This is a genomic window from Streptomyces sp. NPDC052036 (genome assembly GCF_040680495.1).
Taxonomy (GTDB): Bacteria; Actinomycetota; Actinomycetes; order Streptomycetales; family Streptomycetaceae; genus Streptomyces.
Map to the genome: position 1 here is coordinate 15730 of NZ_JBFAWW010000029.1, position 25197 is coordinate 40926.

27 protein-coding genes are annotated in these 25197 nt (G+C 72.2%); 14 read left to right on the forward strand and 13 right to left on the reverse strand.

From position 1 onward, the window contains the following. Positions 1-57: 57 nt before the first annotated feature. Positions 58-1557 (forward strand): MFS transporter, encoded by a 1500-nt coding sequence (locus AB0L95_RS30390; RefSeq protein ID WP_365166965.1) that lies wholly within the window; start codon positions 58-60, stop codon positions 1555-1557. Here AB0L95_RS30390 and AB0L95_RS30395 read toward each other — a convergent pair whose 3' ends face one another. Both AB0L95_RS30395 and AB0L95_RS30400 read right to left on the reverse strand, forming a co-directional pair. After that, the gene (locus AB0L95_RS30395) at positions 1558-3168 is read right to left on the reverse strand and encodes a phosphatase PAP2 family protein (RefSeq protein ID WP_365166968.1); all 1611 of its coding nucleotides are present in this window, start codon (positions 3166-3168) and stop codon (positions 1558-1560) included. It abuts the gene before it with no gap. A 198-nt stretch (positions 3169-3366) separates the two neighbouring features. Further along, positions 3367-3849 carry a VOC family protein gene (locus AB0L95_RS30400; RefSeq protein WP_365166971.1) on the reverse strand — a complete coding sequence of 161 codons (483 nt, stop codon included), beginning with the start codon at positions 3847-3849 and terminating at the stop codon, positions 3367-3369. Positions 3850-3987: 138 nt separating this feature from the next. Between AB0L95_RS30400 and AB0L95_RS30405 the strand changes: the two genes are divergently transcribed. From AB0L95_RS30405 to AB0L95_RS30415, 3 genes are all read left to right on the forward strand, one after another. Beyond that, on the forward strand, positions 3988-5190 hold the full coding sequence (locus tag AB0L95_RS30405) for an epoxide hydrolase family protein (RefSeq protein ID WP_365166973.1): 1203 nt from the start codon (positions 3988-3990) through the stop codon (positions 5188-5190). 111 nt (positions 5191-5301) lie between these two features. Beyond that, positions 5302-5940, forward strand: coding sequence for an ATP-dependent Clp protease proteolytic subunit (locus AB0L95_RS30410; RefSeq protein WP_365166975.1), 639 nt, complete (start codon positions 5302-5304; stop codon positions 5938-5940). A 1-nt stretch (position 5941) separates the two neighbouring features. Further along, on the forward strand, positions 5942-6544 hold the full coding sequence (locus tag AB0L95_RS30415; RefSeq protein WP_365166978.1) for an ATP-dependent Clp protease proteolytic subunit: 603 nt from the start codon (positions 5942-5944) through the stop codon (positions 6542-6544). A 34-nt stretch (positions 6545-6578) separates the two neighbouring features. On the opposite strand, the gene AB0L95_RS30420 is transcribed toward AB0L95_RS30415, so the two are convergent. After that, positions 6579-7040 carry a helix-turn-helix transcriptional regulator gene (locus AB0L95_RS30420; RefSeq protein ID WP_365166980.1) on the reverse strand — a complete coding sequence of 154 codons (462 nt, stop codon included), beginning with the start codon at positions 7038-7040 and terminating at the stop codon, positions 6579-6581. Positions 7041-7298: 258 nt separating this feature from the next. On the opposite strand from AB0L95_RS30420, the gene AB0L95_RS30425 reads away from it, so the two are divergent. Further along, positions 7299-8186, forward strand: coding sequence for an RNA polymerase sigma factor SigF (locus AB0L95_RS30425; RefSeq protein ID WP_365166982.1), 888 nt, complete (start codon positions 7299-7301; stop codon positions 8184-8186). Between the two features lie 105 nt (positions 8187-8291). Here AB0L95_RS30425 and AB0L95_RS30430 read toward each other — a convergent pair whose 3' ends face one another. Beyond that, complete coding sequence (locus tag AB0L95_RS30430; protein ID WP_365166984.1) at positions 8292-8744, reverse strand: ATP-binding protein; 453 nt, start codon at positions 8742-8744, stop codon at positions 8292-8294. Positions 8745-8981: 237 nt separating this feature from the next. On the opposite strand from AB0L95_RS30430, the gene AB0L95_RS30435 reads away from it, so the two are divergent. From AB0L95_RS30435 to AB0L95_RS30450, 4 genes are all read left to right on the forward strand, one after another. Beyond that, a complete protein-coding gene (locus tag AB0L95_RS30435; RefSeq protein ID WP_311694682.1) occupies positions 8982-9128 on the forward strand; it encodes a hypothetical protein in 147 nt (48 codons plus the stop codon). After that, the gene (locus tag AB0L95_RS30440; RefSeq protein ID WP_365166987.1) at positions 9125-9733 is read left to right on the forward strand and encodes a PRC-barrel domain-containing protein; all 609 of its coding nucleotides are present in this window, start codon (positions 9125-9127) and stop codon (positions 9731-9733) included. Before AB0L95_RS30435 ends, AB0L95_RS30440 begins: the two co-directional genes overlap by 4 nt. Further along, positions 9733-10152, forward strand: coding sequence for a PRC-barrel domain-containing protein (locus tag AB0L95_RS30445; protein WP_365166991.1), 420 nt, complete (start codon positions 9733-9735; stop codon positions 10150-10152). The genes AB0L95_RS30440 and AB0L95_RS30445 overlap by 1 nt, the downstream gene beginning before the upstream one ends. A gap of 109 nt (positions 10153-10261) precedes the next feature. After that, positions 10262-11572 carry a streptophobe family protein gene (locus tag AB0L95_RS30450; protein ID WP_365167131.1) on the forward strand — a complete coding sequence of 437 codons (1311 nt, stop codon included), beginning with the start codon at positions 10262-10264 and terminating at the stop codon, positions 11570-11572. 68 nt (positions 11573-11640) lie between these two features. Here the strand turns inward: AB0L95_RS30450 and AB0L95_RS30455 are convergent, their stop codons facing one another. Next, complete coding sequence (locus tag AB0L95_RS30455; protein WP_365166993.1) at positions 11641-12051, reverse strand: hypothetical protein; 411 nt, start codon at positions 12049-12051, stop codon at positions 11641-11643. Positions 12052-12453: 402 nt separating this feature from the next. Here AB0L95_RS30455 and AB0L95_RS30460 point away from each other — a divergent pair, with 402 nt between their 5' ends. Continuing rightward, positions 12454-12840: a nuclear transport factor 2 family protein gene (locus AB0L95_RS30460; RefSeq protein ID WP_365166996.1), complete on the forward strand. Its 387-nt coding sequence runs from the start codon at positions 12454-12456 to the stop codon at positions 12838-12840. Here AB0L95_RS30460 and AB0L95_RS30465 read toward each other — a convergent pair. Both AB0L95_RS30465 and AB0L95_RS30470 read right to left on the reverse strand, forming a co-directional pair. Further along, entirely contained in the window at positions 12837-15389 is a 2553-nt protein-coding gene (locus AB0L95_RS30465; protein WP_365166998.1) for an ATP-dependent Clp protease ATP-binding subunit, read from the reverse strand. The genes AB0L95_RS30460 and AB0L95_RS30465 overlap by 4 nt on opposite strands. A 269-nt stretch (positions 15390-15658) precedes the next feature. Beyond that, positions 15659-16576 carry an AraC family transcriptional regulator gene (locus AB0L95_RS30470; RefSeq protein WP_365167001.1) on the reverse strand — a complete coding sequence of 306 codons (918 nt, stop codon included), beginning with the start codon at positions 16574-16576 and terminating at the stop codon, positions 15659-15661. Between the two features lie 181 nt (positions 16577-16757). Between AB0L95_RS30470 and AB0L95_RS30475 the strand changes: the two genes are divergently transcribed. Next, entirely contained in the window at positions 16758-17741 is a 984-nt protein-coding gene (locus AB0L95_RS30475; RefSeq protein WP_365167004.1) for an oxidoreductase, read from the forward strand. Here AB0L95_RS30475 and mgrA read toward each other — a convergent pair. Then, positions 17719-18720, reverse strand: coding sequence for an L-glyceraldehyde 3-phosphate reductase (gene mgrA / locus AB0L95_RS30480; RefSeq protein WP_365167007.1), 1002 nt, complete (start codon positions 18718-18720; stop codon positions 17719-17721). The two genes, AB0L95_RS30475 and mgrA, sit on opposite strands and share 23 nt — an antisense overlap. Before the next feature lie 110 nt (positions 18721-18830). Here mgrA and AB0L95_RS30485 point away from each other — a divergent pair, with 110 nt between their 5' ends. Continuing rightward, a complete protein-coding gene (locus AB0L95_RS30485; RefSeq protein ID WP_365167010.1) occupies positions 18831-19739 on the forward strand; it encodes a LysR family transcriptional regulator in 909 nt (302 codons plus the stop codon). A 126-nt stretch (positions 19740-19865) separates the two neighbouring features. Continuing rightward, positions 19866-20381, forward strand: a complete 516-nt coding sequence (locus AB0L95_RS30490) for a DinB family protein (protein ID WP_365167012.1) — start codon at positions 19866-19868, stop codon at positions 20379-20381. Here AB0L95_RS30490 and AB0L95_RS30495 read toward each other — a convergent pair. From AB0L95_RS30495 to AB0L95_RS30510, 4 genes are all read right to left on the reverse strand, one after another. Further along, on the reverse strand, positions 20363-21433 hold the full coding sequence (locus tag AB0L95_RS30495) for an adenosine deaminase (protein ID WP_365167014.1): 1071 nt from the start codon (positions 21431-21433) through the stop codon (positions 20363-20365). The two genes, AB0L95_RS30490 and AB0L95_RS30495, sit on opposite strands and share 19 nt — an antisense overlap. Positions 21434-21479: 46 nt before the next feature. After that, positions 21480-21872, reverse strand: a complete 393-nt coding sequence (locus AB0L95_RS30500; RefSeq protein ID WP_365167016.1) for a VOC family protein — start codon at positions 21870-21872, stop codon at positions 21480-21482. 206 nt (positions 21873-22078) lie between these two features. Beyond that, positions 22079-23008: a M56 family metallopeptidase gene (locus AB0L95_RS30505; protein WP_365167018.1), complete on the reverse strand. Its 930-nt coding sequence runs from the start codon at positions 23006-23008 to the stop codon at positions 22079-22081. Further along, complete coding sequence (locus tag AB0L95_RS30510) at positions 23005-23376, reverse strand: BlaI/MecI/CopY family transcriptional regulator (protein WP_365167020.1); 372 nt, start codon at positions 23374-23376, stop codon at positions 23005-23007. Before AB0L95_RS30510 ends, AB0L95_RS30505 begins: the two co-directional genes overlap by 4 nt. A 176-nt stretch (positions 23377-23552) precedes the next feature. Here AB0L95_RS30510 and AB0L95_RS30515 point away from each other — a divergent pair, with 176 nt between their 5' ends. Continuing rightward, entirely contained in the window at positions 23553-24233 is a 681-nt protein-coding gene (locus AB0L95_RS30515; RefSeq protein ID WP_365167134.1) for a phosphatase PAP2 family protein, read from the forward strand. A gap of 4 nt (positions 24234-24237) precedes the next feature. On the opposite strand, the gene AB0L95_RS30520 is transcribed toward AB0L95_RS30515, so the two are convergent. Beyond that, positions 24238-25143, reverse strand: a complete 906-nt coding sequence (locus AB0L95_RS30520; RefSeq protein WP_365167022.1) for an oxidoreductase — start codon at positions 25141-25143, stop codon at positions 24238-24240. Positions 25144-25197 lie beyond the last annotated feature (54 nt).

The following is a 25197-nucleotide window of genomic DNA, read 5'->3' on the forward strand; positions in this document are numbered from 1 at the left end:
CGAAACAGTTTCGTTTATGGCTGTCCCCGAACGACTTTCCCTGGAGTGGTTTCTGCCATGTCCCAGACGGTGAAGACCGGTATCCCGACGGACGCCGTGGAGACACCGCCCACGGCCTCGCCGAAGCGGTGGTGGATCCTCGCGGTCATCGCGATCGCGCAGCTGATGGTGGTGCTGGACGCCACGATCGTGAACATCACCCTCCCGTCCGCCCAGGCGGACCTGGGCTTCTCCGACGCCAACCGGCAGTGGATCGTCACCGCGTACGCGCTGGCGTTCGCGTCCCTGCTGCTGCTCGGCGGGCGCATCGCGGACCTGTTCGGCCGCAAGCCCGCCTTCCTCGTCGGGGTCGTCGGCTTCGCGGCGGCCTCCGCGCTCGGCGGCGCCTCCACCGGCTTCGGCATGCTGGTCACCGCCCGTGCTCTGCAGGGCGTCTTCGGCGCGCTGCTGGCGCCGGCCGCGCTGTCGCTGCTGAACACCACGTTCACGGACGCCCGGGAGCGGGCGCGGGCGTTCAGTGTGTACGGCGCGATCGCGGGCGCGGGCGGCGCGGTCGGCCTGCTGCTGGGCGGGCTGCTGACCGACGCACTCGACTGGCGCTGGACGCTCTATGTGAACGTGGCCATCGCCGTCGTCGCCTTCGCGGGCGGCTGGATCCTGCTCGGCAACCACCGCGACGCCGCGAACTCCAAACTCGACGTGCCGGGCACCGTCCTGGTCGCGGGCGGTCTCTTCGCCCTCGTCTACGGCTTCTCGAACGCCGAGACGCACCACTGGGGTTCGCCGCAGACCTGGGGCTTCCTGATCGCGGGCGGTGTGCTGCTCGCCGCCTTCTCCTGGTGGCAGACCCGGGCCGCGCACCCGCTGCTGCCGCTGCGCGTCCTGCTCGACCGCGACCGTGCGGCCTCCTATCTCGCGGTCCTGATCACCGGCGCGGGCATGTTCGGTGTCTTCCTCTTCCTCACCTACTACCTTCAGCTGAACCTCGGCTTCAGCCCGACGAAGACCGGTGTGGCGTTCCTGCCGATGGTCGGGGCCCTGATGGTGTCGGCGCAGCTCGGTACCACGGTGCTGCTGCCGCGGATCGGGCCGAAGATCATGATCCCGCTGGGCTTCGCCGTCGCCACGGCCGGCATGGCCTGGCTCACCGGCATCGGACTCGGCTCGCACTATCTGAGCGCGGTGCTGCCTCAGCTGATCGTGATCGGCGTGGGCCTCGGCCTGGTGATGCCGTCGGCCATGCAACTCGCCACCGGCGGGGTGGCGGCCGAGGACGCCGGGGTCGCCTCCGCGGCGGTCAACGCGATGCAGCAGGTGGGCGGTTCCATCGGTACGGCGCTGCTGAACACGCTGGCCGCGAGCGCCGCGACCGACTACCTGGCCGGGAAGGACGCGACCAGCAGGCTGGTCCGGGCACAGGCGACCATCGAGAGCTACACCACCGCCTTCGAGTGGTCGGCGGGCCTGTTCGCGGTGGGCGCGGTCCTCGCGTTCCTGCTCTACCGCGGCGGCACCCAGCAGCCAGCCGCCGAGGGCGCCCCCGTCGTCCACATGTGATCAGTACCCGTGAGCCGAGGGGCCGCCGTCCGCAGGGAGACGGCGGCCCCTCCCCCGTCCGCGGAGCCGGGCGACGGCGGCGGCGAGCCACGCCTGCTGGACGATCTCACTCCGCGGCAGGGCGGGCCGGTAGACGACCAACGCCCGGTTCCGCTTGCCCAGCCTCAACGCCCCCGGAGCCGGGACGACTTCACCGTCGTAGGCACAGGTGTCCGTGCCCTTGAGGTCCTCGATCCGCACCTCGGGCACCCGCTCGGCGACATACACCGGGGAGTGTCCGAGGGCCCCGAGGAACGCCGCGAGGACCACCCGGGTACGGGCCAGCCGGTGGTCCCCGTCGATGAGCCGCAGATCGAGCAGCCCGTCGTCGAGCCGCGGGCGGAAGGCGGGCGCGAAACCGTCAGGCACATAACGGCAGTTGCCCGCGAAGAGCAGCCAGAGTCTGCGGCGCCGTCCGTCGATGCGCACGTCCGTGGGCGCGGCGGCGCGCAGAAGCCGGATCAGCGCCACGGTCGCCGCGGGCCATTTGCCCAGCCGCCGCTCCAGGCGCTCGCGCAGCCGGACCAGTTCGGGATAGAGACCGATGGCGAAGGTGTTGAGGAACTCCACCGGAACCGTGTCCGCGTCCTGGTCCGCGTCCGTGCTCATTTCCTGGGGAACGGCGGTCCCGAGGTCCACGGCGACCGCCTCACCGCGTTCCACCGCGGCCACCGTGTCCTCGACATGCGGGACACCCACATCGAGGGCGAAGTGGTTGAGGGTGCCACCGGGGAACACCGCGAGGGGCAGGCCGTGCCGGGCGGCGGACCGGGCCACCGCGTTGACGGTGCCGTCGCCTCCGTGGACGCCCAGCGCGCCGCCTCGCGCGAGGGCTCGGCGGACCGCCCGGTCGAGCAGCGCGTCGAAGGCGTCGTCCGGTCCGCACTCCACGAGTTCCGCCCCTGGCAGGAGTTCCGCCAGGAGGGTGGTGACCGGCAGCGGGGCGGCCGGGGGCCCGGCGCCGGTGTTGACGAAGACGACGAGCCCGTCGCCGCCGGGCAGGGCGGGTGCCGCGGCGGGCGGGCGCTCGCGCTCCGGATTCACCTGGCGCGGCGGCCACCAGCGGCAGGTCAGCACCGCCGCGCCGACGCCGATCGCCGTCCCGGCCAGGACGTCCCCCGGGTAGTGCACACCCACGTAGACCCGCGAGAAGGCGACCGCGGCGGCCACCGGGGCGATCAGCGCGCCGTAGCGGACGGATTCGAGGGCGACCCCCGTGGCGAAGGCCGCGGCCGACGCCGAGTGACCGGAGGGGAAGGAGGTCGTACGCGGCTGGCGCAAGAGGTGCCGGATCTGCGGCACGGGGTCCAGGAGCGGTCGCGGGCGCCGAGCGGACCACTTGACGAAGGTGTTCACGGTCAGCGAGGCGAGGACGAGCGAACCGGCACCGCGCAGGGCGGCGCGCCGACCGGTGCGACCGCCGAGCGTCACGAGCCCGGCCGCCGCGCCCAGCCACAGCCGGCCGTGGTCCGCCGAGCGGCTCAGCCGGGTGAGCGCGGGGTCCGCGCCCGGCACACGGGCGGCGGCGACCCGGATGAACAACCGCTGGTCCAACTCGCCGAGGAAGCGCATGCTCCACGGCTACCGGCCCGTGCCGACGGCGGCATCCGGGACGCACCCGACCGGCCGCGTCGCTGCTCCGAACGGCGGACCCCCGCGGGTCCCGCGTCGGCCGGGAGCGCGGAGCACGCCCGGGCGTCGGCGACAGCTCAGGGGCGTGCGGCGGCCACTCCCGGCAGGGCGCGGCGCGGCTCCGTACGCCCGCGGCCGCTACTCCCCCGCGTACGCCTTCTCCAGGGCCGCGATGTCCAGCTTGGACATCGTCATCATGGCCTGGGTGGTGCGGGCCGCCTTCGCCGCGTCCGGGTCGCTGATCAGCTCGATCAGCCTGGCCGGTACGACCTGCCAGGACAGGCCGTACCGGTCCTTGAGCCAGCCGCAGGGGCCGGGCTCGCCGCCGCCCTCGGTGAGCCGGTTCCAGTAGTGGTCCACCTCGTCCTGGTCGTCGCAGAAGATCTGGAAGGAGACGGCCTCGTTGAACGTGAACTGCGGTCCGCCGTTCAGCGCGACGAACTTCTGGCCGTTGGCCACGAACTCGACGGCCATGACGGAGCCCGCCTGGCCGGGGCCCGCGTCGGTGTAGCGGCCCACACGGCCGAGCTGGGAGTTCTTGAAGACGGACACATAGAAATCGGCCGCTTCCTCGGCCTGGCCGTCGAACCACAGACAGGTGGTGAATGCCTCGGCGGACATCGGTACCTCCTCGGGTGGGAACGTCATCCTCCCGGTAGACCGATCCTCGGCCCCCGACTCATCGGTGGCGAGCCGACCGCTTTTCCCGGCCACGTGATCGGGGGGTGCACCCCGTGGCCGGGACTACGATCCGCCACCATGACCACCTCCGAGAACGCGGCGTCCCCGCAGCCGTTCCGCATCGACATCCCGCAGAGCGACCTCGACGACCTGCACGAGCGCCTCGACCGCACCCGTTGGCCCGACGCGCTGCCGGATGTGGGCTGGGCGTACGGGGTCCCCCTCGACTATCTGCGCGAGCTCGTACGGTACTGGCGCCACGACTACGACTGGCGCGCCGCCGAGGCGCGGCTGAACGAGTGGCCGCAGTTCACCACGGAGATCGACGGAGCACGGATCCACTTCGCCCACATCCGTTCCCCCGAGCCGGACGCCACCCCGCTGCTGCTCACCCACGGCTGGCCGGGCTCGATCGTGGAGTTCCTCGACGTGGTCGGGCCGCTCGCCGATCCGGCCGCCCACGGCGGCGACCCCGCCGACGCCTTCCACCTCGTGGTGCCGGCCCTTCCCGGCTACGGTTTCTCCGGCCCCACCCGGGACACCGGCTGGGAGGCGGGCCGCATCGCCGACGCATGGGCCGAGCTGATGGACCGGCTCGGCTACCGGCGGTTCGGCGCGCAGGGCGGCGACTGGGGCGCTGCGGTCTCCCGGGAACTGGGCCGTGCCCACCCCGACCGGGTGATCGGTGTTCATCTCAATCTGCTGCCGGGCGCGCAGCAGACCACGGAGCCGACCACCGAGGAACTGGCCGCGCTGAGCCCGCACGAGCGGGAGCGCACCCTCACCTCCTGGCGCCGATGGGAGCAGTGGCAGCGGGAGGGCACGGGCTACGCGATCCTGCACTCCACCCGGCCGCAGACGCTCGCCTACGCCCTCACGGACTCGCCGGTCGGCCAGCTCGCCTGGATCGTGGAGAAGTTCCGCGAGTGGACCGACTCGCGGGAGCTGCCCGAGGAGGCCGTCGACCGGGACCGGCTGCTCACCGACGTGATGCTGTACTGGCTGACCGGCACCGCCGGTTCGGCGGCCCGTATCTACTACGAACGGGCGCATGCCGCGGGCCGCGCCGCCGCACCGTCCGAGCCGTCGACCGCGCCGACCGCCGTCGCCGTCTTCCCGGCCGAGCTACAGATTCCGCTGCGGCACCGGGCGGAGCGGACCGAGAACATCGTGCGCTGGACGGAGTTCGACCGGGGCGGGCACTTCGCGGCGATGGAGGAGCCCGACCTGCTGGTGGACGACGTGCGGGCCTTCTTCCGGCAGCTGCGCGAGAAGAACTGAACCTGTCTCTCTGCCCTCGGCGAATCTGCGGCGGGCAGAGAAACGGTGTCCGCCCGTCGCGGCGGGCCAACAGTGGAGTCGACGGCATCCGTGCCACGACAAGGAGACCCGATGACTCCACTGACCACGCTCTTCCCGCGCGCGGAGGAGGGCGACACCTCGCCCAGCCGGTTCGACGACCATCTCGCCGCACAACTGCTCGCCCAGCGCATCGTCTTCCTGGGCACGCAGGTCGACGAGGTGTCGGCGAACCGGGTGTGCGCGCAACTGCTCCTGCTGTCCGCGGAGGACCCGCGTACCGACATCGGCCTGTACATCAACAGCCCCGGCGGATCCGTCACCGCCGGGCTCGCCATCTACGACACCATGCGGCTCATCCCCAACGACGTGTCGACGCTGGCGATGGGATTCGCCGCCAGCATGGGCCAGTTCCTGCTGACCGTGGGAACGCGCGGCAAGCGCTTCGCCCTGCCGAACGCGCGGATCATGATGCACCAGCCCTCGGCGGGCATCGGCGGCACCACGGCGGACATCGAGATCCAGGCGGAGAACCTGGCGTACACGAAGCAGGCCATCGAACGGATCACCGCCGAGCACACCGGGCAGAGCGAGGAGACCATCGCGCGGGACGGCGACCGTGACCGCTGGTTCACGGCCGATCAGGCCCGGCAGTACGGGATGGTGGACCGGGTCGTGGAGTCGCTCGCCGACGTCCGCCCGGCCGCCGCGCGCCGACGGATGGGGCTGTGACATGGGGTCGTACACGGTTCCTTACGTCGTGGAGCGGACCGCGCAGGGCGAGCGGTCCTACGACGTCTTCAGCAGGCTGCTCTCCGAGCGGATCGTCTTCCTCGGCACCGAGATCGACGACGGTGTCGCCAACGTCGTCATCGCTCAGCTCCTCCATCTGGAGTCCGCGAACCCGGAGCAGGAGATCGCCGTCTACATCAACTCCCCGGGCGGGTCGTTCACGTCACTGATGGCGATCTACGACACGATGACGTTCGTCCGGGCCCCCATCTCCACCTTCTGTGTCGGACAGGCGGCTTCGACGGCGGCGGTGCTGCTGGCCGGCGGCGACCCCGGCCGGCGGTTCGTGCTCCGGCACGCCCGGGTGCTGCTCGGCCAGCCCGCGGCCGGCGGGCAGCAGGGAACGGTCTCCGACCTGAGCCTGAAGGCCAAGGAGATGGTCCGTATCCGCTCCCAGGTGGAGGAGGTCCTCGCCCGGCACACGCACCACGAGGTGGCGACCCTGCGGGCGGACATGGACCGGGACAGGATCTTCACCGCGGAGGAGGCCGTGGCCTACGGCCTCGCCGACCAAGTTCTCGGCCGGCGAGGCACGTTCGAGTGATCCGGCGGGCCGGGAGCCGGACTCCGCGGGACGGTCAGGCGACGAGGCACAGCCCGTCGTAGCGACCGCCCGGCCGGGCCGTCAGCGACGTACGGCCCCGGCCCGGCCGGTTCCGGGCGCCTCGCGCCAACTCGTCCTGGGCGAGCGAGAGCAGGTCCCCGAGACCGAGCCCGAGCGCCCGGGCAGCGGCCGCGAGGACCTCGGAGGACGCCTCCTTGCGGCCGCGCTCCAGCTCGGACAGATAGGGCATCGAGATGCGCGCCGCTTCCGCGACGTCCTTGAGCGTGCGCTCCTGGGCAAGTCGTTCGCGCCGCAGTGTCTCCCCGACGAGGTCCCGCCACAGCGGCTCCTTGGGCGCTGCCGTCCGCGGCGCCGGTCCCGGCTGCGGCGCGGTGCGGGGCGCTGTGCCGGTGCCGGGCGCTGTGCCCGTGCGGGGTTGCGCGCCCTTCGGGCGGAGCGGGATGACGCGGGCTTCGTTCGGCGCATGAGGGCTCACCCCCTCAGCCTAGAGACGGCGAGCGCGACGGGAAGGGGGCAGTGTTGCGCCCTGGGTGAACCCACCGCCGCCATAGGGCACATGGCCGCCGAGCCGTCCGACGGTCCCCGCCGCGTGAACGGCGTCACGCCATACGGGCGACAACACTCACATGAGATGCCGACTTCGGGGTAGACGCGCCCACACACGGATGGACGACGCCCAACAGGCCGACAACCAAAAGGCCGAAGAGTGAGTTTCGTGGGAGAGGTAAAGGTAATGGACACCGCCATGAGCTGGTCGACGGTCACCGACGACAGCGTCCGTACCAGGACTGGTGAGGGGCCCCTGCCGACCGTGACGGATCCGCGGACCGTGGCTCCTCGTGACGCGCGGCAACTGTCCCGGCAGTTCTTCCACCGTCTGACCACCCTGGACGAGGGCACACACGAGTACCAGTACGCGCGCAACACCCTCATCGAGATGAACATGTCGCTGGTGCGGTTCGCGGCCGGACGGTTCCGGGGCCGCGGCGACGACATGGAGGACATCGTCCAGGTCGGAATGATCGGCCTCATCAAGGCCATCGACCGGTTCGAGATCTCACGGGAGGTGGAGTTCACCTCCTTCGCGGTGCCCTACATCGTCGGTGAGATCAAGCGGTTCTTCCGCGACACCACCTGGGCCGTCCATGTGCCGCGCCGCCTGCAGGAGTTGCGGGTGGAGCTGGCGAAGGCGCGCGAGGAACTCTCCACCCGCCTGGACCGGGAGCCGACCGTCGCCGAGCTGGCCGCGCTGATGAACCTGTCCGAGGACGAGGTCATGGAGGCGCGGATCGCTGCCAACGGCTACAACTCGTCGTCCCTGGACGCCACACTGACCGGGGACGACCAGGACGGGGAGACGGTGCTCGCCGACTTCATCGGCGAGGAGGACGAGGGCCTGCGTCTCGTCGAGGACTTCCACACCCTTGCCCCGCTGGTGGCGAAGCTGAGCGAACGGGACCGGACGATCATCCATCTGCGCTTCGTGGAGGAGGCCACCCAGGCCGACATCGGCGCGCGGCTCGGCTGCTCCCAGATGCATGTCTCGCGCCTCATCAAGCGCATCATCGAGCAGTTGCGCAGCGGGATGCTGGACGAGGTGAACCGGGTCGACGCCGTCTGAGCGGGGGGCGGTCGACAGCGACCCAGGACGGCCGGTGGTGACCGGCGGCTCCGGCCGATGGCGGGGGCCCGCACCACCGGCCGCTCGGGTGCGGACGCGGCCGGCTCAGCGGGTCAGCCGTACGAGCGCCCGTACGCACTTGCCCACCGGCACCAGCTCGGCCGTGACCTGCGCCGACACCGCATGGACGATCTCCAGACCGTGACCGCCGACGCGCCCCGGGTCCTTGGGATATCGCCGGGGCAGCGCCGCACTGCTGTCGTAGACGGCGACCGTGACGGCCGTGTCGGTGCCCTCCAGCTCCAGGATGTACGGGCCGTGGCTGTGCCGCTGCGCGTTGGTGACCAGCTCGCTCACCACCAGCAGCACATCGCCGGCGGCGCGCCGGTCGACCGGGGCACACCACTCGGACCTGAGCTGATCGACGAACAGTTCCCCGAAGGCCCTGGCCTCGGCGATGGACCCCGGCTCCCCTGTGTAGTGCGCCGCCCGCCGCAGCGGCTCAACGGGCATGTCGAAGTCAGTAGGTATCACCGCTCCGTCCATGTGCTCCATCATGCGGTTCTCTCTCGGAAATCCGGGTTTCATACGACGCGGCGCCCTCGTCGGAGGAACACCGCATCAGTGCTCGTACCCAGCGATACGGTCTCCAGTCCCCCCGGGAGCGGATCCGAGGGCGCGGTGACCGGCTGCGGGGAGGCCGGCACCGCGGGGCATCTTCGGATGCGTCCGGGGCATCCGCATGGTACGGCGCCCGGCCGACGGCGGCCGGGGCCGGGGTACCGGAGGTGGACCGTGAGCTGGTGGGAGTGGCCGGTCCTCGTGGTGGTGGCGGTGGCGCTGCTGTCCGGGCTGTCGCTGTGGGTACAGGCGCGCCGGCGGGCGGGCACGGTGATCGCGGTCCGCCGGGGCGACCGGCCCGGAAGGCGGGATGGGCGATGAACGAGCTGACGGGGGCGCGCGAACTGTCCGGGCGTCCCGTGGTGACGCTGGGCGGCGACGCGGTCGCCCAGGTGCGGGACACGGTCTTCGACGGCCCGGCCGGCCGGATCACGGGGTTCACGCTCAGCGGCCGCGGTCTGCTGGCGGGACCGCTGCACAAGAGCCTGCCGTGGGGCGCGGTGCACGCGCTGGGCCGGCACGCCGTGCTGATCCGCGCTCAGGACGTGCTGGCCGAGTCGTCCGCGGTGGTGGCGCGCAAAGAGGCCGCGCAGGGGCAGGTGCTCGGCGCCAGGGTGCTGACGGACGCGGGCACGGAGATCGGTGTCGTGCTGGACGTGGTGGTCGAGGGCGGCACCAGCGGTCGGGTGGTGGGTTTCCGGCTCCAGGCGCGGGAGTCGCTGGTCGCGGGGTCGCGCAGGCGTCGGCGCCGGGTGTTCGTGCCGCGTGGAGAGACTCTCGCGGTGTCGGGGCGGGCTCTGGTGGTTCCCGCGGACGCGGTCCGGTTCGTCGCGGACGACCTCGCCGGATTCGCGGCCCGTGTGGAGGCGTACCGGTCGCGAGGCGGCCCCGTCGCGGAGGGTGTCGAGAGGGGGCCGCTGCCGTGATGACGTTCTCGGAGGCGCGCGGGCTGCCCGTGGTGACGCTGGGCGAGGCGCGGGAGATCGGCGCGCTCGCCTCGCTCGCCCTCGACGCGGCGGCCGGCCGGATCACCCATCTGCGGGTGGCGGGACCGCGCGGCCGGAAGGAGACGGTCGTCGCCTGGAAGGCCCTGCACGCGGTCGGCCCCGACGCCGTGCTCGTGGCGTCGGACGGACCGCCCGACCCCGGCCCGCCCGGCCCGCGCCACGAGGTGCTGGGGATCCGGGTGCTGTCCGAGGAGGGCGAGGAGCGCGGCACGGTCCAGGACCTGGTCTTCGACCCGTCCACCGGCCGGATCGACAAGGTGGTCACCACCCTGGGCGAGGTCGCGGGCGACCGGCTCCTCGGGCTCGGGGACTACGCGCTCGTGGTGCGGGCGAACTGAGGCGGTCGGCCCAGGTCGGCGGGCGGAGCGGGCAGGGGCTGCTTACCGTGGCAGCGTGAGTGCCCCGACCTCCTCCGACCGGGCCGCCGTCCGCACCGACGGCCCGCCGATCGCCCCGTACGGCTGGCTCCAGGCCGTGTGGACGGTGCTGGCCGGACTCGTCGTCATGGGAGCGCTCGCCGCCCTCGGGCTGTGGGCGGCGGGCGGTACCGGCATCCCCGAGAACGGCTTCCCCCGGGCGGTCGTGGCCGTGGTCGTCGTCGCGGTCGGCGGCAGCGTGCGGCTCGCGGGGGACGCGGGCCCGCTGGCCGGCAGCCGGGCCGGGCTCACAGTGATGCCGTTGTCGGTGACGCTCGCGGGGGCGCTGGTGATCGCCGCCGGCTTTCTGCGCCCGCTGCGGCACCGGGCCGTCGCGGGGGCGCCCGAACTGGCGGGCTGGGCGGCCCGGATCGCCGTGCTGTGGCTGCCGGCGCTGATCGGCCTGGCGCTGGCGGCTCGCCAGACCTTCCCGGTCCCGCTCGGCGGCGGCACGATCGGCGACATCGGACAGTTGTTCGGAATCGCTCCCCGGATCGGCTACACGACGGACCTGCCGCAGACCGTGGTGTTCGGACTCCTGTGGCTGGCGGGCGTGTTGGCCGTCGCCCTGCTGGTCTCGCCCGGGGTCCCGCTCCCCGACCGGCTGCGGCACCGTCAGGAGTCCCTGCGTCCCGCCGCGTACGCGGTGGTGGCCCTGCTTCTCGCGTACGTCGCCCTGGGCATCGTCATCGCGCTGGTGGTGGCGGCGACGCGCGGGCACCCCGCGCAGACGCTCGCGGTGATTCTGCTGGGGCTGCCCAATCTGGTGTGGCCGCTGTTCACCATCGGACTGGGGGCGACCTGGCACGGCCGGGTGGACGGGCCGTTCGGCCTGCCCGCGCCGCATCTGCTCGACGAGGTGCTGCGCACGCCGGACGTCTCGACGCTCGATCTGCGCACGCTCTCCGCGCACGACGGCCGCGTGTGGTGGCTTGTCGTCGTGAACGCCCTGCTCGTCCTCGCCGCCGCGTGGCTGATGGCGGCGCGCTCCCCGGCAAGGACGCGGGCGTGGTGGCACGCGGCGCGCATGGCCGTCGCGCTGGTGTCGGCGGTGCTGATGATCTGCCTGGTGTGCCGGATCCGGGCGCACTACGGGCTGTCGCTCCTCGGCGTGGGCGACCTGAGCGGCGGCCTGTCCGGTGTGCTGATGCTGACGCCGCAGTGGTGGACGGCTCTGGGCCTGGCCGCCCTGTGGGGTCTCGCCGCCGGTTTCATCGCCGGCCCGGCGGCCGGGCTCATGCGGCGGCGGGGCGGCGGGCGCGGTGAGGTGCCCGCTCCGGTTCCGCGGCGCAGGGCCACGGCGGAGCCGGACAGCGGCTCCACCGGCGCCCCGGACGACTGAGGCCGCGGAGCGGCTCCGGCCGTACGCCCGGGTACGCGTCCGGTCGGGGGCGGGCCGTACGGGGCCGGTCAGGCCGCCGGGGTGGAGAGCGCGGGGACGAAGCGCTGCATCCGCAGGGCGTCCACGGACTCGGCGAGCAGTTCGTACTCGGTGGTGTCGTCGCTGACGGCGACGCGGACCAGCCGTCCGGCGGCCAGTTCGTCGGCGACCTGTTCCTGTCGGCCGGTGTCACCGCACCAGGCGCGCAGAACACTGGGCACATCGGGGACCGTGTCGGCGACGGGGGCGACGGAGTTCGGGGGGAAGTGCGGGCTGTCCGGATCCGGGTCGAGTCGCTCGGCGATCCAGGAGGCACGGTCGCGCATCCACCACAGTGCGAGGGCGAGGGTCGGCGCGCGGTAGGTTCCTAAGGGCACGCCGACTCGCTGACCGCCGCAGATGCCGTATGCGGTGACATGGCACAGGAATTCGTCGTGCACGTTCGTCCCCCAGTGCGGTGCTCGGTGCCGGGCGGGCCCGTGGTGCCTTGCCTGCGCGCGCTGTGCACGGGGGTGGTCCGGCCCCGGCGCATCCTCCGCTCCGGGATGTGGGCCGAATCACCCTGTCACTCGAGTATCGCCACTCCTGACACTCTGTCACCATGCCATTTCAGCCAGTCTCCTGGCATATGCGCTGCCGTCGTTGGCCGAAAGGAAGTGACCCGGCCCGCCGCGGCGGGCGCCCGCGCCGCCGTACCGCACCGAGAGCGTCCTTACCCGGGAGGTAATCGACGCCCGCCGGGCGCCCCGGCATGGTGGAGACATCGGCTCCCCGACGGACACGACGCCCCCGGAGACCGACGTCCGACCAGCGCTTACGACCTTCCTGGAGGCTGATCCGCCATGTCCGCAGACACCCAGCGCCACGAGTCCGCCGTCGCCCGCTACCTCGAGGCGTGGAACGCCCGCGACCCCCAGACCCTGGCCAAGGCGGTCGCCGCCGCCTGGGGTCCGGACGGGACCTACACCGACCCGCTGGCCGACGTCGCCGGGCATGTGCAGATCACCGCCGTGATCGCAGGAGCGCACGAGCAGTTCCCGGGGTTCTCCTTCCGACTCCTCGGCACGGTCGACGGGCACCACGACATCGCCCGCTTCGCCTGGGAGCTGGTGAGCGACGCGGACGGCTCGGCGCCCGTCGCCGGCTTCGACGTGATCGCCCTGGCCGACGACGGACGCATCCGCACGGTTCACGGTTTCCTGGACCGCGTGCCGACGGCCGCCGCCTAGGAGATCGGGCCGGGCCAGCTCGGGGGCTGCTCGCCGGAGCCCTCCGAGCTGCCCGGCGCCTTGTCGCCGGACTCCGCCCGCGCGGCCTTCTCCTCCTCGGTCACCGCCTTGAGCTTGAGCACCAGCTCGTCCTCCGCGACATCGACGACGACCGTGTCGCCCGCGTTCAGCGTGCCGTCGAGCAGCATGTTCGACAGCCGGTTGTCGAGTTCCATCTGGATGGTGCGGCGCAGTGGCCGGGCGCCGAACTCCGGCTGGTGGCCACGTTCGGCGAGCCACTCCTTGGCCGCGTCGGTGACCTCCATCCGCACGCCCTGCGCGTGCAGCCGGCGCCGGGTGCCTTCGAGGAGCAGATCGACGATCTGCACCAGGTTCTCGCGGTCCAGCGCATGGAAAATGATCACTTCGTCGATCCGGTTGAGGAACTCGGGGCGGAAGTGCGCCTGGAGCTCCGCCATCAGATCGTCCCTGATCTCCTCGACGTCGCCCTGGTGGTCGAGGATGTGCTTGGAGGCGATGTTGCTGGTCATGATGACGACGGTGTTGCGGAAGTCGACCGTACGCCCCTGGGCGTCGGTCAGCCGTCCGTCGTCCAGGACCTGCAACAGCAGGTTGAAGATGTCCGGGTGGGCCTTCTCCACCTCGTCGAACAGCACGACGCTGTACGGCTTGCGGCGCACCGCCTCGGTGAGCTGACCGGCCTCCTCGTAGCCGACGTAGCCGGGCGGGGAGCCCACGAGCCGGGAGACGGTGTGCTTCTCCTGGAACTCGCTCATGTCGAAGCGGACCATGCGGTCGGGGTCGCCGAAGAGCAGTTCCGCGAGCGCCTTGGCGAGTTCCGTCTTGCCGACTCCGGTGGGGCCGAGGAAGAGGAAGCTGCCGGTGGGGCGGTTGGGGTCGCCCATGCCGGCCCGGCCGCGCCGCACGGCCTGGGCCACGGCCGTGACCGCCTGGTCCTGGCCGATGACGCGCTCGTGCAGCAGTTCCTCCAGCTTCATGAGCCGCTCACGCTCGGTCTCGGTGAGCTGGGAGACCGGGATGCCGGTGCGCGCGGAGAGCACCTCGGCGATGTCGTCGACGGTGACGAGAGGGGGCGTCGCCATGGCGCCGCCGGTGATCTCCGAGAGCTGCTGCTCCAACTCCGCGATCCTGCGCTTGATTTCACTCGCGCGCTCGAAGTCCTCGGTGCTGACCGCCTCGTCCTTCTCCCGGCTCAGCCGCCCGAGGCGCTCCTCCAACTCGGCGGTCTCGGCGGGGCTGTCCATGGTGCGCAGTTGCACCCTGGCTCCGGCCTGGTCCATGAGGTCGATGGCCTTGTCGGGCAGGAACCGGTCGCTGATGTAGCGGTCGGAGAGGGCGGCGGCCGCGTCCAACGCCTCGTCCAGGTAGCGGACTTGGTGGTGGGCCTCGTAGGAGTCGCGCAGCCCGCGCAGGATCTCCGTGGTCTCCTCGACGGTCGGCTCGGGCACCATCACCGGCTGGAAGCGGCGTTCGAGCGCGGCGTCCTTCTCGATGTGCTTGCGGTACTCGTTGAGGGTCGTGGCACCGACGACGCTCAGGTCCCCTCGCGCGAGTGCCGGCTTGAGGATGTTGCCCGCGTCCATGGACCCTTCGCCGGTGGCGCCCGCGCCGACGACCTGGTGCAGTTCGTCGAGGAAGAGGATGATCCCCTTCTTGGCGCCGGTGACCTCGTCGATGACCTTCTTCAGCCGTTCCTCGAACTGGCCCCGGTACTGGGCCCCGGCGACCAGACCGGCGATGTCCAGGGCCACCACCCGGCGGTCCTTCAGCACCTTGGGCACCTCTCCGGCGACGATGCGCTGGGCCAGCCCCTCGACGATCGCGGTCTTGCCGACGCCCGGCTCGCCGATGAGGACAGGGTTGTTCTTGGTACGCCGGGCGAGAACCTCGATCGTCTGCTCGATCTCGACGGCCCGGCCGACCACGGGATCGAGACGGCCGCTGCGCGCCTCGTCGGTGAGGTCACGTCCGTACTCGTCCAGCGTCGGGGTGTCGGGGTGGCCGCCCGCCGCGCGCTTCTCGCGCGCGGCGCCGCTCAGCGCGCCCGGCGAGGCACCCTCGGTCTGGAGTGTCTGGGCGAGCGGGGAGCGCGGGTCATCGAGAAGCGCGGCGAGGATGTGCTCCGGGCCGATGTAGGAGGCGTCGGCCGCCTGGGACCGGGCGTGGGCCGCGAGCAGGGCGCGCTTGGCCGCCGGAGTGAGCGCGGGCTCCCCCTCGCCCGTCCCGGAGGGCAACGACGCCTGGAGATCGGCGGCCAGCCGGTCCGGATCCACGCCGGCCTGCTCCAGGACCTGGCGTGCGGACGGCACCTGGGTGGCGGCCCACAGAAGATGGACGGCGTCGAGATCAGACCCGTCCTCCGCCGCCCGGCTGCCGGCGGCGCCCAGCAGCTCGTGCGCGGAGTCGCTGAGGAGCCGTCCGATGGGGACGCGTTGCACGGCAGGCGGGGAGGTCGCCGGGCTCATGCCGAAGAAGCGGTTGAAGAGATCGGAGAAGGGGTCACCTGACCCGAAGGGTGAGATCGTCACGGTTGACCGCCCGTCCGGCGTGCGACACGGCCGCGTCGCACGCCGTAGTCGAATTGCCCGTACTTGCCCAGTCTTGGCCAGGTCGCGTCGCACCACAACACAAGGATCACCCGGCCCATCGGGGTGGTTGGGGATGGTTGGACAGGGAGTACGCGGGTACTCGGCCGCGTCTTCGTCACCCGCCCCGAGGCCGTCGGCTCGCGTCCGCGTACGCCCTCACGCTTCGGCGGGTCAGCCCCGTATCGCGTCCCCGGTAGCGCTTCGCCGGGTCAGCCCCGTGCCGCGTCCCGGTAGCGCTTCGGCGCGAGGCCCACGGTGCGCTTGAAGGCGTTGCTGAAGGCGCTCTCCGAGGTGTAGCCGACGGACTGGGCGAGGGCCCCCACGGGGGTGTCGTCCTCGCGCAGGGCCCGCGCGGCCAGGCTCATCCGCCAGTTGAGGAGATATGTCAGGGGCGGCACTCCGGCCGCCTCCTTGAAGCGCAGGGCGAAGGTGGTCCGGGACATGGCGGCGGCCCGGGCCAGTTCGTCGAGCTGCCAGGGGCGCGACGGGTCGCCGTGCATCAGGCGCAGTGCCGGGGCGAGACGCTCGTCGGCGAGCGCCCGCAGCCAGCCGGCCGGGAGCGTCTGCGCATCCACCAGACAGACCCGCAGCACCTGGAGGAAGAGCAACTGGGCGATCTGGTCCGAGGCGAACCCGGAGCCCGCGCGGCCCGCCGCCATCTCCCCCAGCAGCTGCCCGATCAACCAGCCGAGCACCGGGGCCTCGACGGTGGCGGCCCGCACATGGATCATCTCGGGCAGGGCCCGGCGCAGCAGGTCGCCGCTGTCCCTGCTGAGGTCGATATGACCGGACACGCACAAAAAGGCCTCGCCGTCGCCGAGGTGCGCCATGCGGTCGCCCGGGTCCACCTCCACCTGTTTCGAGTCCAGCGGCGCGACGCCCGGGGCGCTGCACAGCACGTAGGAGCGTCTGCCGTCGGAGACGACGATGTCGCCCGCCTCCACCCGAAGGGGCTCGCCGCCGTCCTCGCGGACCAGCAGGCAGTGCCCCCGCACCACGGCATTGACCTTGAGCTTGTCCCGCCCGCGGAGCCTGATGGCCCAGTCACCCCCGGCCGTGAAGCCGCCGGAGAAGACACAGCGGGCATCGGCGACGGCGAGGGCGTCGGACAGAGGATCCAGGGACACACCTGAACTATCGCGCAAGTAATGCGGATTCTCCAGCATTCATCGTACGGATCTCTCGTCCTACGGTGGTCCGGACAGCCCGCGAACCACCCCCGCCGGGACACCGAGGGCCCGACCGGAGAGGGAAGGCGCGTCGGCGCCCCGCCGGGGACACCCAGGGATTCACAAGGAGACACGCACCATGACCACCGCACAGCAGCCCGTCCGCTCCGGCTTCGACGCCGCCTCCACCGCCGATGAGGTCATCACGGGGATCGACCTGACCGGAAAGGTCGCCGTCGTCACGGGCGGCTACTCCGGCATCGGCCTGGAGACGACCCGGGTGCTGCGGGCCGCGGGCGCCGAGGTCGTCGTACCCGCGCGGGACGTCGAGCGGGCCCGGGCCGCGCTCCGTGCCGTCGACGGCGTCGAGGTCGAGCCGATGGACCTGATCGACCCCGCCTCGATCGACGCCTTTGCAGCCGCCTTCCTGGCCTCCGGCCGTCCGCTGCACATCCTGGTGAACAGCGCCGGCATCATGGCCACCCCGCTGACCCGGGACGCGCGCGGCTACGAGGCGCAGTTCGCCACCAACCACCTCGGTCACTTCCAGCTGGTCTCCCGGCTGTGGCCCGCGCTGGTCGCGGCCCACGGGGCGCGGGTGGTCGCGGTGTCCTCCCGGGGCATCCGCTTCTCCCCCGTCGTCTTCGAGGACCTGCAGTTCGACCACCGGCCCTATGAGCCCTTCGTCGCCTACGGCCAGTCGAAGACCGCGAACGCCCTGTTCGCCGTGGAGCTGGACCGGCGCGGCCGGGCGGAAGGCGTGCGGGCCTTCTCCGTGCACCCCGGCACCATCATCGACACCGGGCTCGCCAAGCACCTCTCCGACGATGTGCTCCGGGCGGCCGGCGCCATGGACGACGAAGGTCGCCCCGTACGGGACCCCGCCCGGCAGCTGAAGACGGTCGCCCAGGGGGCGGCCACCAGCGTCTGGTGCGCGACCAGCCCCCAGCTCGACGGCCTGGGCGGGGTCTACTGCGAGAACTGCGACATCAGCCCGCTGGTGGCCGAGGCGGACGAGGCCGCCTGGCGTGTCAACGCGGAGATCCCCGGCGTGCTCCCCTACGCGGTCGACCCGAAGGCGGCCGCCCGCCTCTGGGACGTCAGTGAGCGCCTTGCAGCTTGATCGCCGCGTCGATCCGCGCCAGCTCCTCCGCGTCGAAGTCCAGGTTGCGGATCGCCGCCACGCTGTCCTCCAGCTGCCGCGCGCTGCTCGCGCCGACCAGCGCCGACGTCACCCGGCCGCCGCGCAGCACCCAGGCCAGGGCCATCTGCGCCAGTGACTGGCCGCGGGAGCCGGCGATGTCGTCGAGCGCGCGCAGCTGCCGCACCAGGTCCTCGGTGACCTGGTCTGCCTTCAGGAACGGGCTGTCGCTCGCGGCCCGGGAGCCCTCCGGGACGCCGTCGAGATAGCGGCCGGTCAGCAGTCCCTGCTCCAGCGGTGAGTAGGCGATGGAGCCGACCTGGAGCTCGTCGAGGGTGTCCAGGAGCCCCTCCTCGGGGCGGCGGTCGAGCATCGAGTAGCGCGGCTGGTGGATCAGCAGCGGGGTGCCGAGTTCGCGCAGAATGCGTGCGGCCTCACGGGTCTGCTCCGGCGAGTAGTTGGAGACGCCGACGTAGAGCGCCTTGCCCTGCTGGACCGCCGAGTGCAGGGCACCCATCGTCTCCTCGAGCGGGGTCTCGGGGTCGTAGCGGTGCGAGTAGAAGATGTCGACGTGGTCGAGGCCCGTCCGCGTCAGGCTCTGGTCGAGCGAGGACAGCAGATACTTCCGCGAGCCCCATTCGCCGTACGGCCCCGGCCACATGAGATAGCCGGCCTTGGTGGAGATGACCAGCTCGTCGCGGTAGGGGCCGAAGTCCGCCCGCAGGGCGTCGCCGAGGGCGGACTCGGCGGCCCCGGGCGGCGGCCCGTAATTGTTGGCCAGGTCGAAGTGCGTGATGCCGAGGTCGAAGGCCCGGCGCAGGATCTGCCGCTGGGTCTCCACCGGGCGGTCGGGGCCGAAGTTGTGCCACAGGCCGAGGGACAGCGCGGGCAGGCTCAGACCGCTGTGTCCGGTGCGGCGGTAGGGCATGGCCTCGTAACGGAAGGAATCTGCCGTGTACAACGTGCACTCCAGAGGGACGCTCACTGACAACGCGGTCCACTCTCGCCCGACCGCCGTACAGCGGTCCAACAGAGGAATCGGATAGGATTCAGCGCTTAGGCTTCTCAATCATGGAATTGCGTCATCTCCAGCACTTCGTCGCGGTCGCCGAGGACCGGCACTTCACCCGGGCAGCGGAACGACTGATGGTGTCCCAGTCGGGGCTGTCGGCCTCGGTCCGCGCACTGGAGCGGGAGTTGCAGGCCCCGCTGTTCGTGCGCACCACCCGCAGTGTCACCCTCACGGAGGCGGGCCGTGCGCTGCTGGTCGAGGCCGAGCGGATCCTGGCCCAGGTGCGCGCGGCCCGCGAGGCGGTGGCGGCCGTGCAGGGTGTGCTGCGCGGCACGCTCTCGCTGGGGACCGAGCAGTGCATCGCCGGGGTGGCCGTCGCCCGGCTGCTCGCCGCGTTCCGGCGGCGCCACCCCGACGTGGAGATCCGGCTGCGGCAGGCGGGATCGGGCGCGCTGGCCGAGGAGGTCGCCGCGGGCCGGCTGGACCTGGCGTTCGCGGTGCGCACCCAGGCGGACACCGATCAGCTGCGGTCCGTCCCGCTGACCAGCGAGTCGATGACCGTGCTGTGTCATCCCTCGCATCCGCTGGCCACGGGCGGCCCCGTGACCCCCGAGGATCTGGGAGGCGAGGCGTTCGTCGACTTCCACCCCGACTGGGGACCGCGCCGCACCACCGACGCGGTGTTCGCGGAGGCAGGGGTCCAGCGGACCGTGACGCTGGAGGTCAATGACGTGCACAGCCTGCTGGAGCTGGTCCACGAGGGACTCGGTGTCGCCGTCGTCCCGCGCCACTTCGGGGCCAAGCCCGAGGCATCGACGCTGGTCTCGCTCCCCGTCAAGGTCGACGCCGAGTACGAGACAGTCGCGATGCTGCCACCGCACGAGGCCAGCAGCCCGGCGGCGCGGGCGCTGATGAGCCTGCTCGCGACGGACCCGGCGGACCCGCCGGACACGCCTCCGGCCGGCTGACCGGCGCGCGACGCACGCGGGGCACACTCCGGGGCCGTGGCGCACGCGGTGTGCCCCGGACGGACCGAGCGGCTCGCCGGGCGGGTTCGCCGTACGCCCGCGGGCACGATGCGCGATGGTGGACCCATGCATGCGAAGGACATCCTCATCGACGCGTACAGCCGCATCCAGGAAGAAGTCCATGCCGCCGTCGACGGTCTGGGGCCGGACGACCTCAACGCCCGGCCCACCGCGGAGACCAACTCCATCGCCTGGCTGATCTGGCACCTCACCCGGGTCCAGGACGACCATGTCGCAGACGCCTTCGACCTCGACGAGGTATGGCTGTCACAGGACTGGGAGAAGCGCTTCGGGCTCGATCTGCCGCGCCGCGACACCGGGTACGGCCACAGCCCGGCGAAGGTCGCCAAGGTCCGGGTCGACTCCGGCGACCTGCTGACCGGATACCACGACGCCGTGCACGAGCAGACCCTCGGGGCCCTGCGGCAACTGGCCGCCAAGGACCTGGAGCGCGTCGTGGACGACGGCTGGGATCCGCCGGTCACTCTGGGCGTACGCCTCGTCAGCGTCCTGTCCGACGCACTGCAGCACGTCGGACAGGCCGCCTATGTGGGAGGGCTGCTTCAGAGCGCGGCCTCGTAGCCGGGCAGGACCACGTCGCGGATGAGGGCATTGCGCTCGTCGAACGGGATGAACGCGCTCTTGAGGGCGTTCACCGTGACCGTGCGCAGGTCCTCGACGCTCCAGCCCGCCTCCTCGACCAGCAGGGACATCTCGCGGGTCATCGTCGTGCCCGAGACCAGACGGTTGTCGGTGTTGAGGGTGACCCGGAAGCCCAGGTCCTTCAGAACGGTGATCGGGTGCTCGGCGATCGAGGTGGCGGCGCCGGTCTGGAGGTTGGAGGTCGGGCACATCTCCAGCGCGACACGGCGGTCCCGCACCCAGCTCGCAAGCCGGCCGAGCTTGCCGTCGACGATGTCCTCGGTGATGCGCACACCGTGGCCGATGCGCTGGGCGCCGCACACCTGCAGGGCCTGGTGGATGCTGGGCAGACCGTGCGCCTCACCCGCGTGGATGGTGAACGGGACGCTCTCGCCGCGCAGGTGCTCGAACGCGGCCAGGTGGTCGGCGGGCGGGAAGCCGTCCTCGGCACCGGCGATGTCGAAGCCGACGACTCCGGCGTCACGGTAGGCCACGGCCAGATCGGCGGCCTCGCGGACGCGGTCGAACATGCGCATGCCGCAGAGCAGGGTGCCGACCCGGACGGGCGTACCGGCGGTGGCGGCCTTGGCCATACCGGCGGCGAGGCCCTCCTGGACGGCCTCCACGACCTCGCTCATCGACAGCCCGCCCTGGGTGTTCAGCTCGGGGGCGTAGCGCACCTCGGCGTAGACGACGCCGTCGGCGGCGAGGTCCAGGACGTACTCCTCGGCGACGCGCAGCAGGCCCTCGCGGGACTGCATCACGGCGAGGGTGTGCTCGAAGGTGGCTATGTAGCGGACCAGGTCACCGGAGTTGGCGGCCTCGAAGTACCAGGCGGCGAGCTCGTCGGGGTCGGTGGTGGGCAGGGCGTGGCCGACCGCTGCCGCGAGTTCGACGACGGTGGCGGGGCGCAGGCCGCCGTCGAGGTGGTCGTGCAGGACGGCCTTGGGCAGGCGGCGGATCACTTCGGCGTCTACGCGCGTAGCAGTCATGGCGGGTCTTTCCTTGAGCAGGCGGTTCGGAGCGGTGGGAAGAGGGTCAGTCAGCGGGCTGGAGCAGGTCCCAGCGGTTGCCGTACAGGTCCTGGAAGACGGCGACACTTCCGTACGGTTCGTGCCGCGGCTCTTCCAGGAAGGTCACGCCGGCGGCGGTCATCCGGGCGTGGTCGCGGGCGAAGTCGTCCGTGTGCAGGAAGAAGCCCACGCGCCCGCCGGTCTGGTCGCCGATCCGGCCGCGCTGGGCGTCGTTCTTGGCCCGGGCGAGGAGCAGACCGGTGCCGTGGTCCGCGAGGCCGGGCTCGACTACGACCCACCGGGAGCCGTCGGGCCGCGGCTCGTCGGCCGCGAGCCGGAACCCCAGGGCCTCGGTGTAGAAGCGGATCGCCTCGTCGTAGTCGTCGACGACGAGGGTGACCAGGGCAATGCGTCTCATCGGGCCTTCCGGGGGTGCGGCGTCACGGCATCACGGTGTTGCCGCGTTATACGTAACACGTAGCGTACGGCATCCCGTCAAGCGGCCGGGCTCGGGCACGGGCAAGGCGCGGGTCGCACTCCGGGGAGGGCAGGCGCGCCCGCCGGGTCGGGAAGGCACCCTTCGGGGGGAAGGCACCCCTCGGGGCGGGAGGCCGCCCCGGCGGGTCAGTCGCCCTCTTCGCCCTGGGCGACCTCGACCGCGTGGTGGAAGCCGATGATCCCGGTCGCCGAGGCGCAGGCGGAGACGGCGGCGCAGGCGATGAGGAGGGCGGCGATCCAGCGGGCGGTCCGGTGCGGCGCCCGCGGGGCCGCCAGCAGCGCGGCGACACGCTGCGGCACGGGCCCGGTGGTCGCCGCGGGGGCGAAGGACGGCCGCTCCCCCTGGGCGGCCCGGGCGGCGAGCGCGGCCCGGCCGATCGCCTGGGCGGTCAGCCGCCGGTTCCCGACCACCGTGGCGGCGACCTCGTCGGCCGCGCGCTCGGCGGCGAGCCGGATGACCGCACCCATGGGCCGCAGCCCCGGGTGACAGACCGCGGCGAGCTCGGCGAGTGCGAGGAAGTAGTGGTGTCCGGCCGCGTTGTGGGCGCGCTCGTGGGCGAACAGCGCTTCCCGCTCGTCCGGGCTGAGACTGCGCAGCATCCCGGTGGTGACCACGATGCGGTGCGGGCGTCCGGGCAGGGCGTACGCGTCCGGGCGCGGGGAGTCGATGACGCACAGGTCACCGGCGGTGGAGCGGCGGTCCGCCTCGCTGGTGGCGGCACGGAAGGCCTGTGCCTGATGCGTCACAGTGCGGCACACGGTCCACAGGCTCACGGCGAGCGCGCCCACGGAGAACGCCGCCGCCGGCACGACGACCAGGTTCGAGGGGGTGCGCAGCGGGCGGACCAGGTCCCCGAACGCGGCGAACAGCGGCAGCTTGAGCAGCCCGGTGAGGACGAAGGCGCCCAGCGCGGTCAGGGAGCAGCACGCGAGGACGACCGTGGCGCCGGTCACCAGCCACAGCGCGGTCGCCGGGGCAAGCCGCTGGAGCGCGCGCCGGCCCAGGGGTGCCGTCACGAACGGCAGCGCGAGCGGGATGAGCAGCAGGAAGGTCACTGCTCACCCGATTCCAGCAGATCCCGCAGGATGCGCTCGTCGTCCTCACTGAGCTGGGCGACGAAGCGGGCAAGCACGGTGTGCCGGTCGCTGTCGCGGGCCAGTTCGGTGTGCATCCGCCGGGCGGTCAGGCCGTGGGCGTCCTGGACGGGGAAGTAGGCGTAGCCGCGACCCTGGCGCCTGCGGTCGACCACGCCCTTCTCGTGCAGCCGGGAGAGGATCGTCGTCACCGTAGTACGGGCGAGACCGGCACCCAGACTCACCTGCACCTCGCCGGGGGTCTGGGGCATGCCCGCGGCCCACAGGGCGGCCATGACGCCGGCTTCCAGTTCGCCCGCCGGGCGGCGCTCGTCCCTCGCTTCGGTCATGGGAACCTTCCTCACCCCGTGGTCGTCTACATTTCTGTAGACCGTCTACAGAAGTGTAGTCCTCGTGGGTCCGGCCAGGGCCGTACCGCACGTCCATTATGAGAGGGGTCCACGAACATGGGCGCAGTACCGTGCACCGCATCGCGGCGCACGCCCGACGTCCCCCGGGCGGCGGCGTGAAGCGGGCCGACACCGCGGACCTCGCCGGTTCGACGGCGCTGGGCGCCCTCGCGGCGTTCGTACTGCTGGCGCTGACCGTGCGGGGACGGGGTGGTTCCCCGCTGTTCGGCGACGCCGACCTGCTGGCGTGGTCGGTGGGCCACCGCCCTGACGCGGTGGTCGCGGTGGCGCGGGCCGTGACGTTCACGGGCACGGGAGCCGTCCCGTACCTGCTCGCCGCCCTGGCCGGTCTGCTGGCCGGACGCACCCCGCGCCGACGGGTCCTGTGCGTGGCCGCCGCGGTCGCCTGCCTGGCCGCGGGCCAGACACTGCGGTACGGGGTGATGACCCTGGTGGCACGCCCTCGCCCGGCCACGCGTGACTGGGTCACCCAGGCGTCGGGCTGGTCCTTCCCCTCGGGTCATACGACGACGGCCGCGATCACGGCAGGCCTGCTGGCTCTCGCGATCCTGGCCCGCGCGCCACGAGCCAGAACGGCGCTCCTGGTGACCGTTCTCTCCTGGGGCATACTCGTCGGCCTCACCCGGGTGTATCTGGGCGTCCACTGGTTCTCCGACGTCCTGGGCGGCTGGCTGTTCGCCGCGTGCTGGCTGGGCGTGTGCCTCTACGCCACCGCCCGGTTCGCCCCGCGCACCCTGAGCGGCGCGGCGGATCCGGTCTCGTCCTCGACATCCTGATGCCTCAGCCCCGCCGACGCAGCGCGTCGAGGCGGGTGACGTCGTCGTCCGTCAGTCGCAGCGCGCCCGCCGCCACGTTCTCCGCGAGATGGTCCGGGTCACCGGTGCCCGGGATGGCCAGCACATGGGGACCCTGCCGGAGCGTCCACGCCAGCCGGATCTGGGCGGGCGTGGCCCTGTGCGCCCGTGCGACGGCGAGGACCTCGTCCTCCTCGTCGTGGGCCGCCCCATGGGCGCCGCCGTTCCCGGCGACCGCGTAGAACGGCACGAACGCGATGCCCTGCTCACCGCAGAGCCGCAGAAGTTCGTCCCCGTCCGGGTCCGGCGCATGGAGCCCGTACTGGTTCTGTACGCACACCACGGGCGCGATCGCCTGCGCCTCCGCGAGATGGCGTGGTTCGACGCCCGAGATGCCCAGGTGCCGGATCATCCCGGCGTCGCGCAGTTGGGCCAGCGCGCCGAAGTGTTCGGCGATCGAGTCCCAGCTTCGCATCCGGCGCAGGTTGACCACGTCCAGGTGGTCGCGGCCGAGTTGGCGCAGGTTCTCCTCGACATGTCCGCGCAGTTGGTCCGGCCGCGCCGAGGTGCCCCACTCCCCCGAGCAGTCACGGTGGGGGCCGACCTTGGTGACGATGACAAGGTCGTCGGCGTAAGGCGCCAGCGCACTGTTGATCAGCTCGTTGGCGGAACGCAGCGACGAGAAGTAGAAGGCGGCCGTGTCGATGTGATCGATGCCGAGTTCGACCGCCCTCCGCAGCACGGCGATCGACCGCTCACGATCGCTCGGCGTCCCCAGATGGAAGGCGGCGCTGCCCGTCAGCCGCATCGCGCCGAAACCGATGCGGTTGACGGGCAGGTCGCCCAGTTTCCAGGTGCCCGCGGCGTCCGCGGTGATCGTCTGTGAGGTCATCCGTGGATGATGCGCACACCGTTCGGGCCCGCGCAGGCGCTTTTGGGGAGCGCT

Bases quoted from the DNA above. Each gene is read 5' to 3' on its own strand.
- AB0L95_RS30390 (WP_365166965.1), top strand. From the start codon at position 58: ATGTCCCAGACGGTGAAGACCGGTATCCCGACGGACGCCGTGGAGACA.
- AB0L95_RS30395 (WP_365166968.1), bottom strand. From the start codon at position 3,168: ATGCGCTTCCTCGGCGAGTTGGACCAGCGGTTGTTCATCCGGGTCGCC.
- AB0L95_RS30400 (WP_365166971.1), bottom strand. From the start codon at position 3,849: ATGTCCGCCGAGGCATTCACCACCTGTCTGTGGTTCGACGGCCAGGCC.
- AB0L95_RS30405 (WP_365166973.1), top strand. From the start codon at position 3,988: ATGACCACCTCCGAGAACGCGGCGTCCCCGCAGCCGTTCCGCATCGAC.
- AB0L95_RS30410 (WP_365166975.1), top strand. From the start codon at position 5,302: ATGACTCCACTGACCACGCTCTTCCCGCGCGCGGAGGAGGGCGACACC.
- AB0L95_RS30415 (WP_365166978.1), top strand. From the start codon at position 5,942: ATGGGGTCGTACACGGTTCCTTACGTCGTGGAGCGGACCGCGCAGGGC.
- AB0L95_RS30425 (WP_365166982.1), top strand. From the start codon at position 7,299: ATGGACACCGCCATGAGCTGGTCGACGGTCACCGACGACAGCGTCCGT.
- AB0L95_RS30430 (WP_365166984.1), bottom strand. From the start codon at position 8,744: ATGATGGAGCACATGGACGGAGCGGTGATACCTACTGACTTCGACATG.
- AB0L95_RS30440 (WP_365166987.1), top strand. From the start codon at position 9,125: ATGAACGAGCTGACGGGGGCGCGCGAACTGTCCGGGCGTCCCGTGGTG.
- AB0L95_RS30445 (WP_365166991.1), top strand. From the start codon at position 9,733: ATGACGTTCTCGGAGGCGCGCGGGCTGCCCGTGGTGACGCTGGGCGAG.
- AB0L95_RS30460 (WP_365166996.1), top strand. From the start codon at position 12,454: ATGTCCGCAGACACCCAGCGCCACGAGTCCGCCGTCGCCCGCTACCTC.
- AB0L95_RS30475 (WP_365167004.1), top strand. From the start codon at position 16,758: ATGACCACCGCACAGCAGCCCGTCCGCTCCGGCTTCGACGCCGCCTCC.
- AB0L95_RS30485 (WP_365167010.1), top strand. From the start codon at position 18,831: ATGGAATTGCGTCATCTCCAGCACTTCGTCGCGGTCGCCGAGGACCGG.
- AB0L95_RS30490 (WP_365167012.1), top strand. From the start codon at position 19,866: ATGCATGCGAAGGACATCCTCATCGACGCGTACAGCCGCATCCAGGAA.
- AB0L95_RS30495 (WP_365167014.1), bottom strand. From the start codon at position 21,433: ATGACTGCTACGCGCGTAGACGCCGAAGTGATCCGCCGCCTGCCCAAG.
- AB0L95_RS30500 (WP_365167016.1), bottom strand. From the start codon at position 21,872: ATGAGACGCATTGCCCTGGTCACCCTCGTCGTCGACGACTACGACGAG.
- AB0L95_RS30510 (WP_365167020.1), bottom strand. From the start codon at position 23,376: ATGACCGAAGCGAGGGACGAGCGCCGCCCGGCGGGCGAACTGGAAGCC.
- AB0L95_RS30520 (WP_365167022.1), bottom strand. From the start codon at position 25,143: ATGACCTCACAGACGATCACCGCGGACGCCGCGGGCACCTGGAAACTG.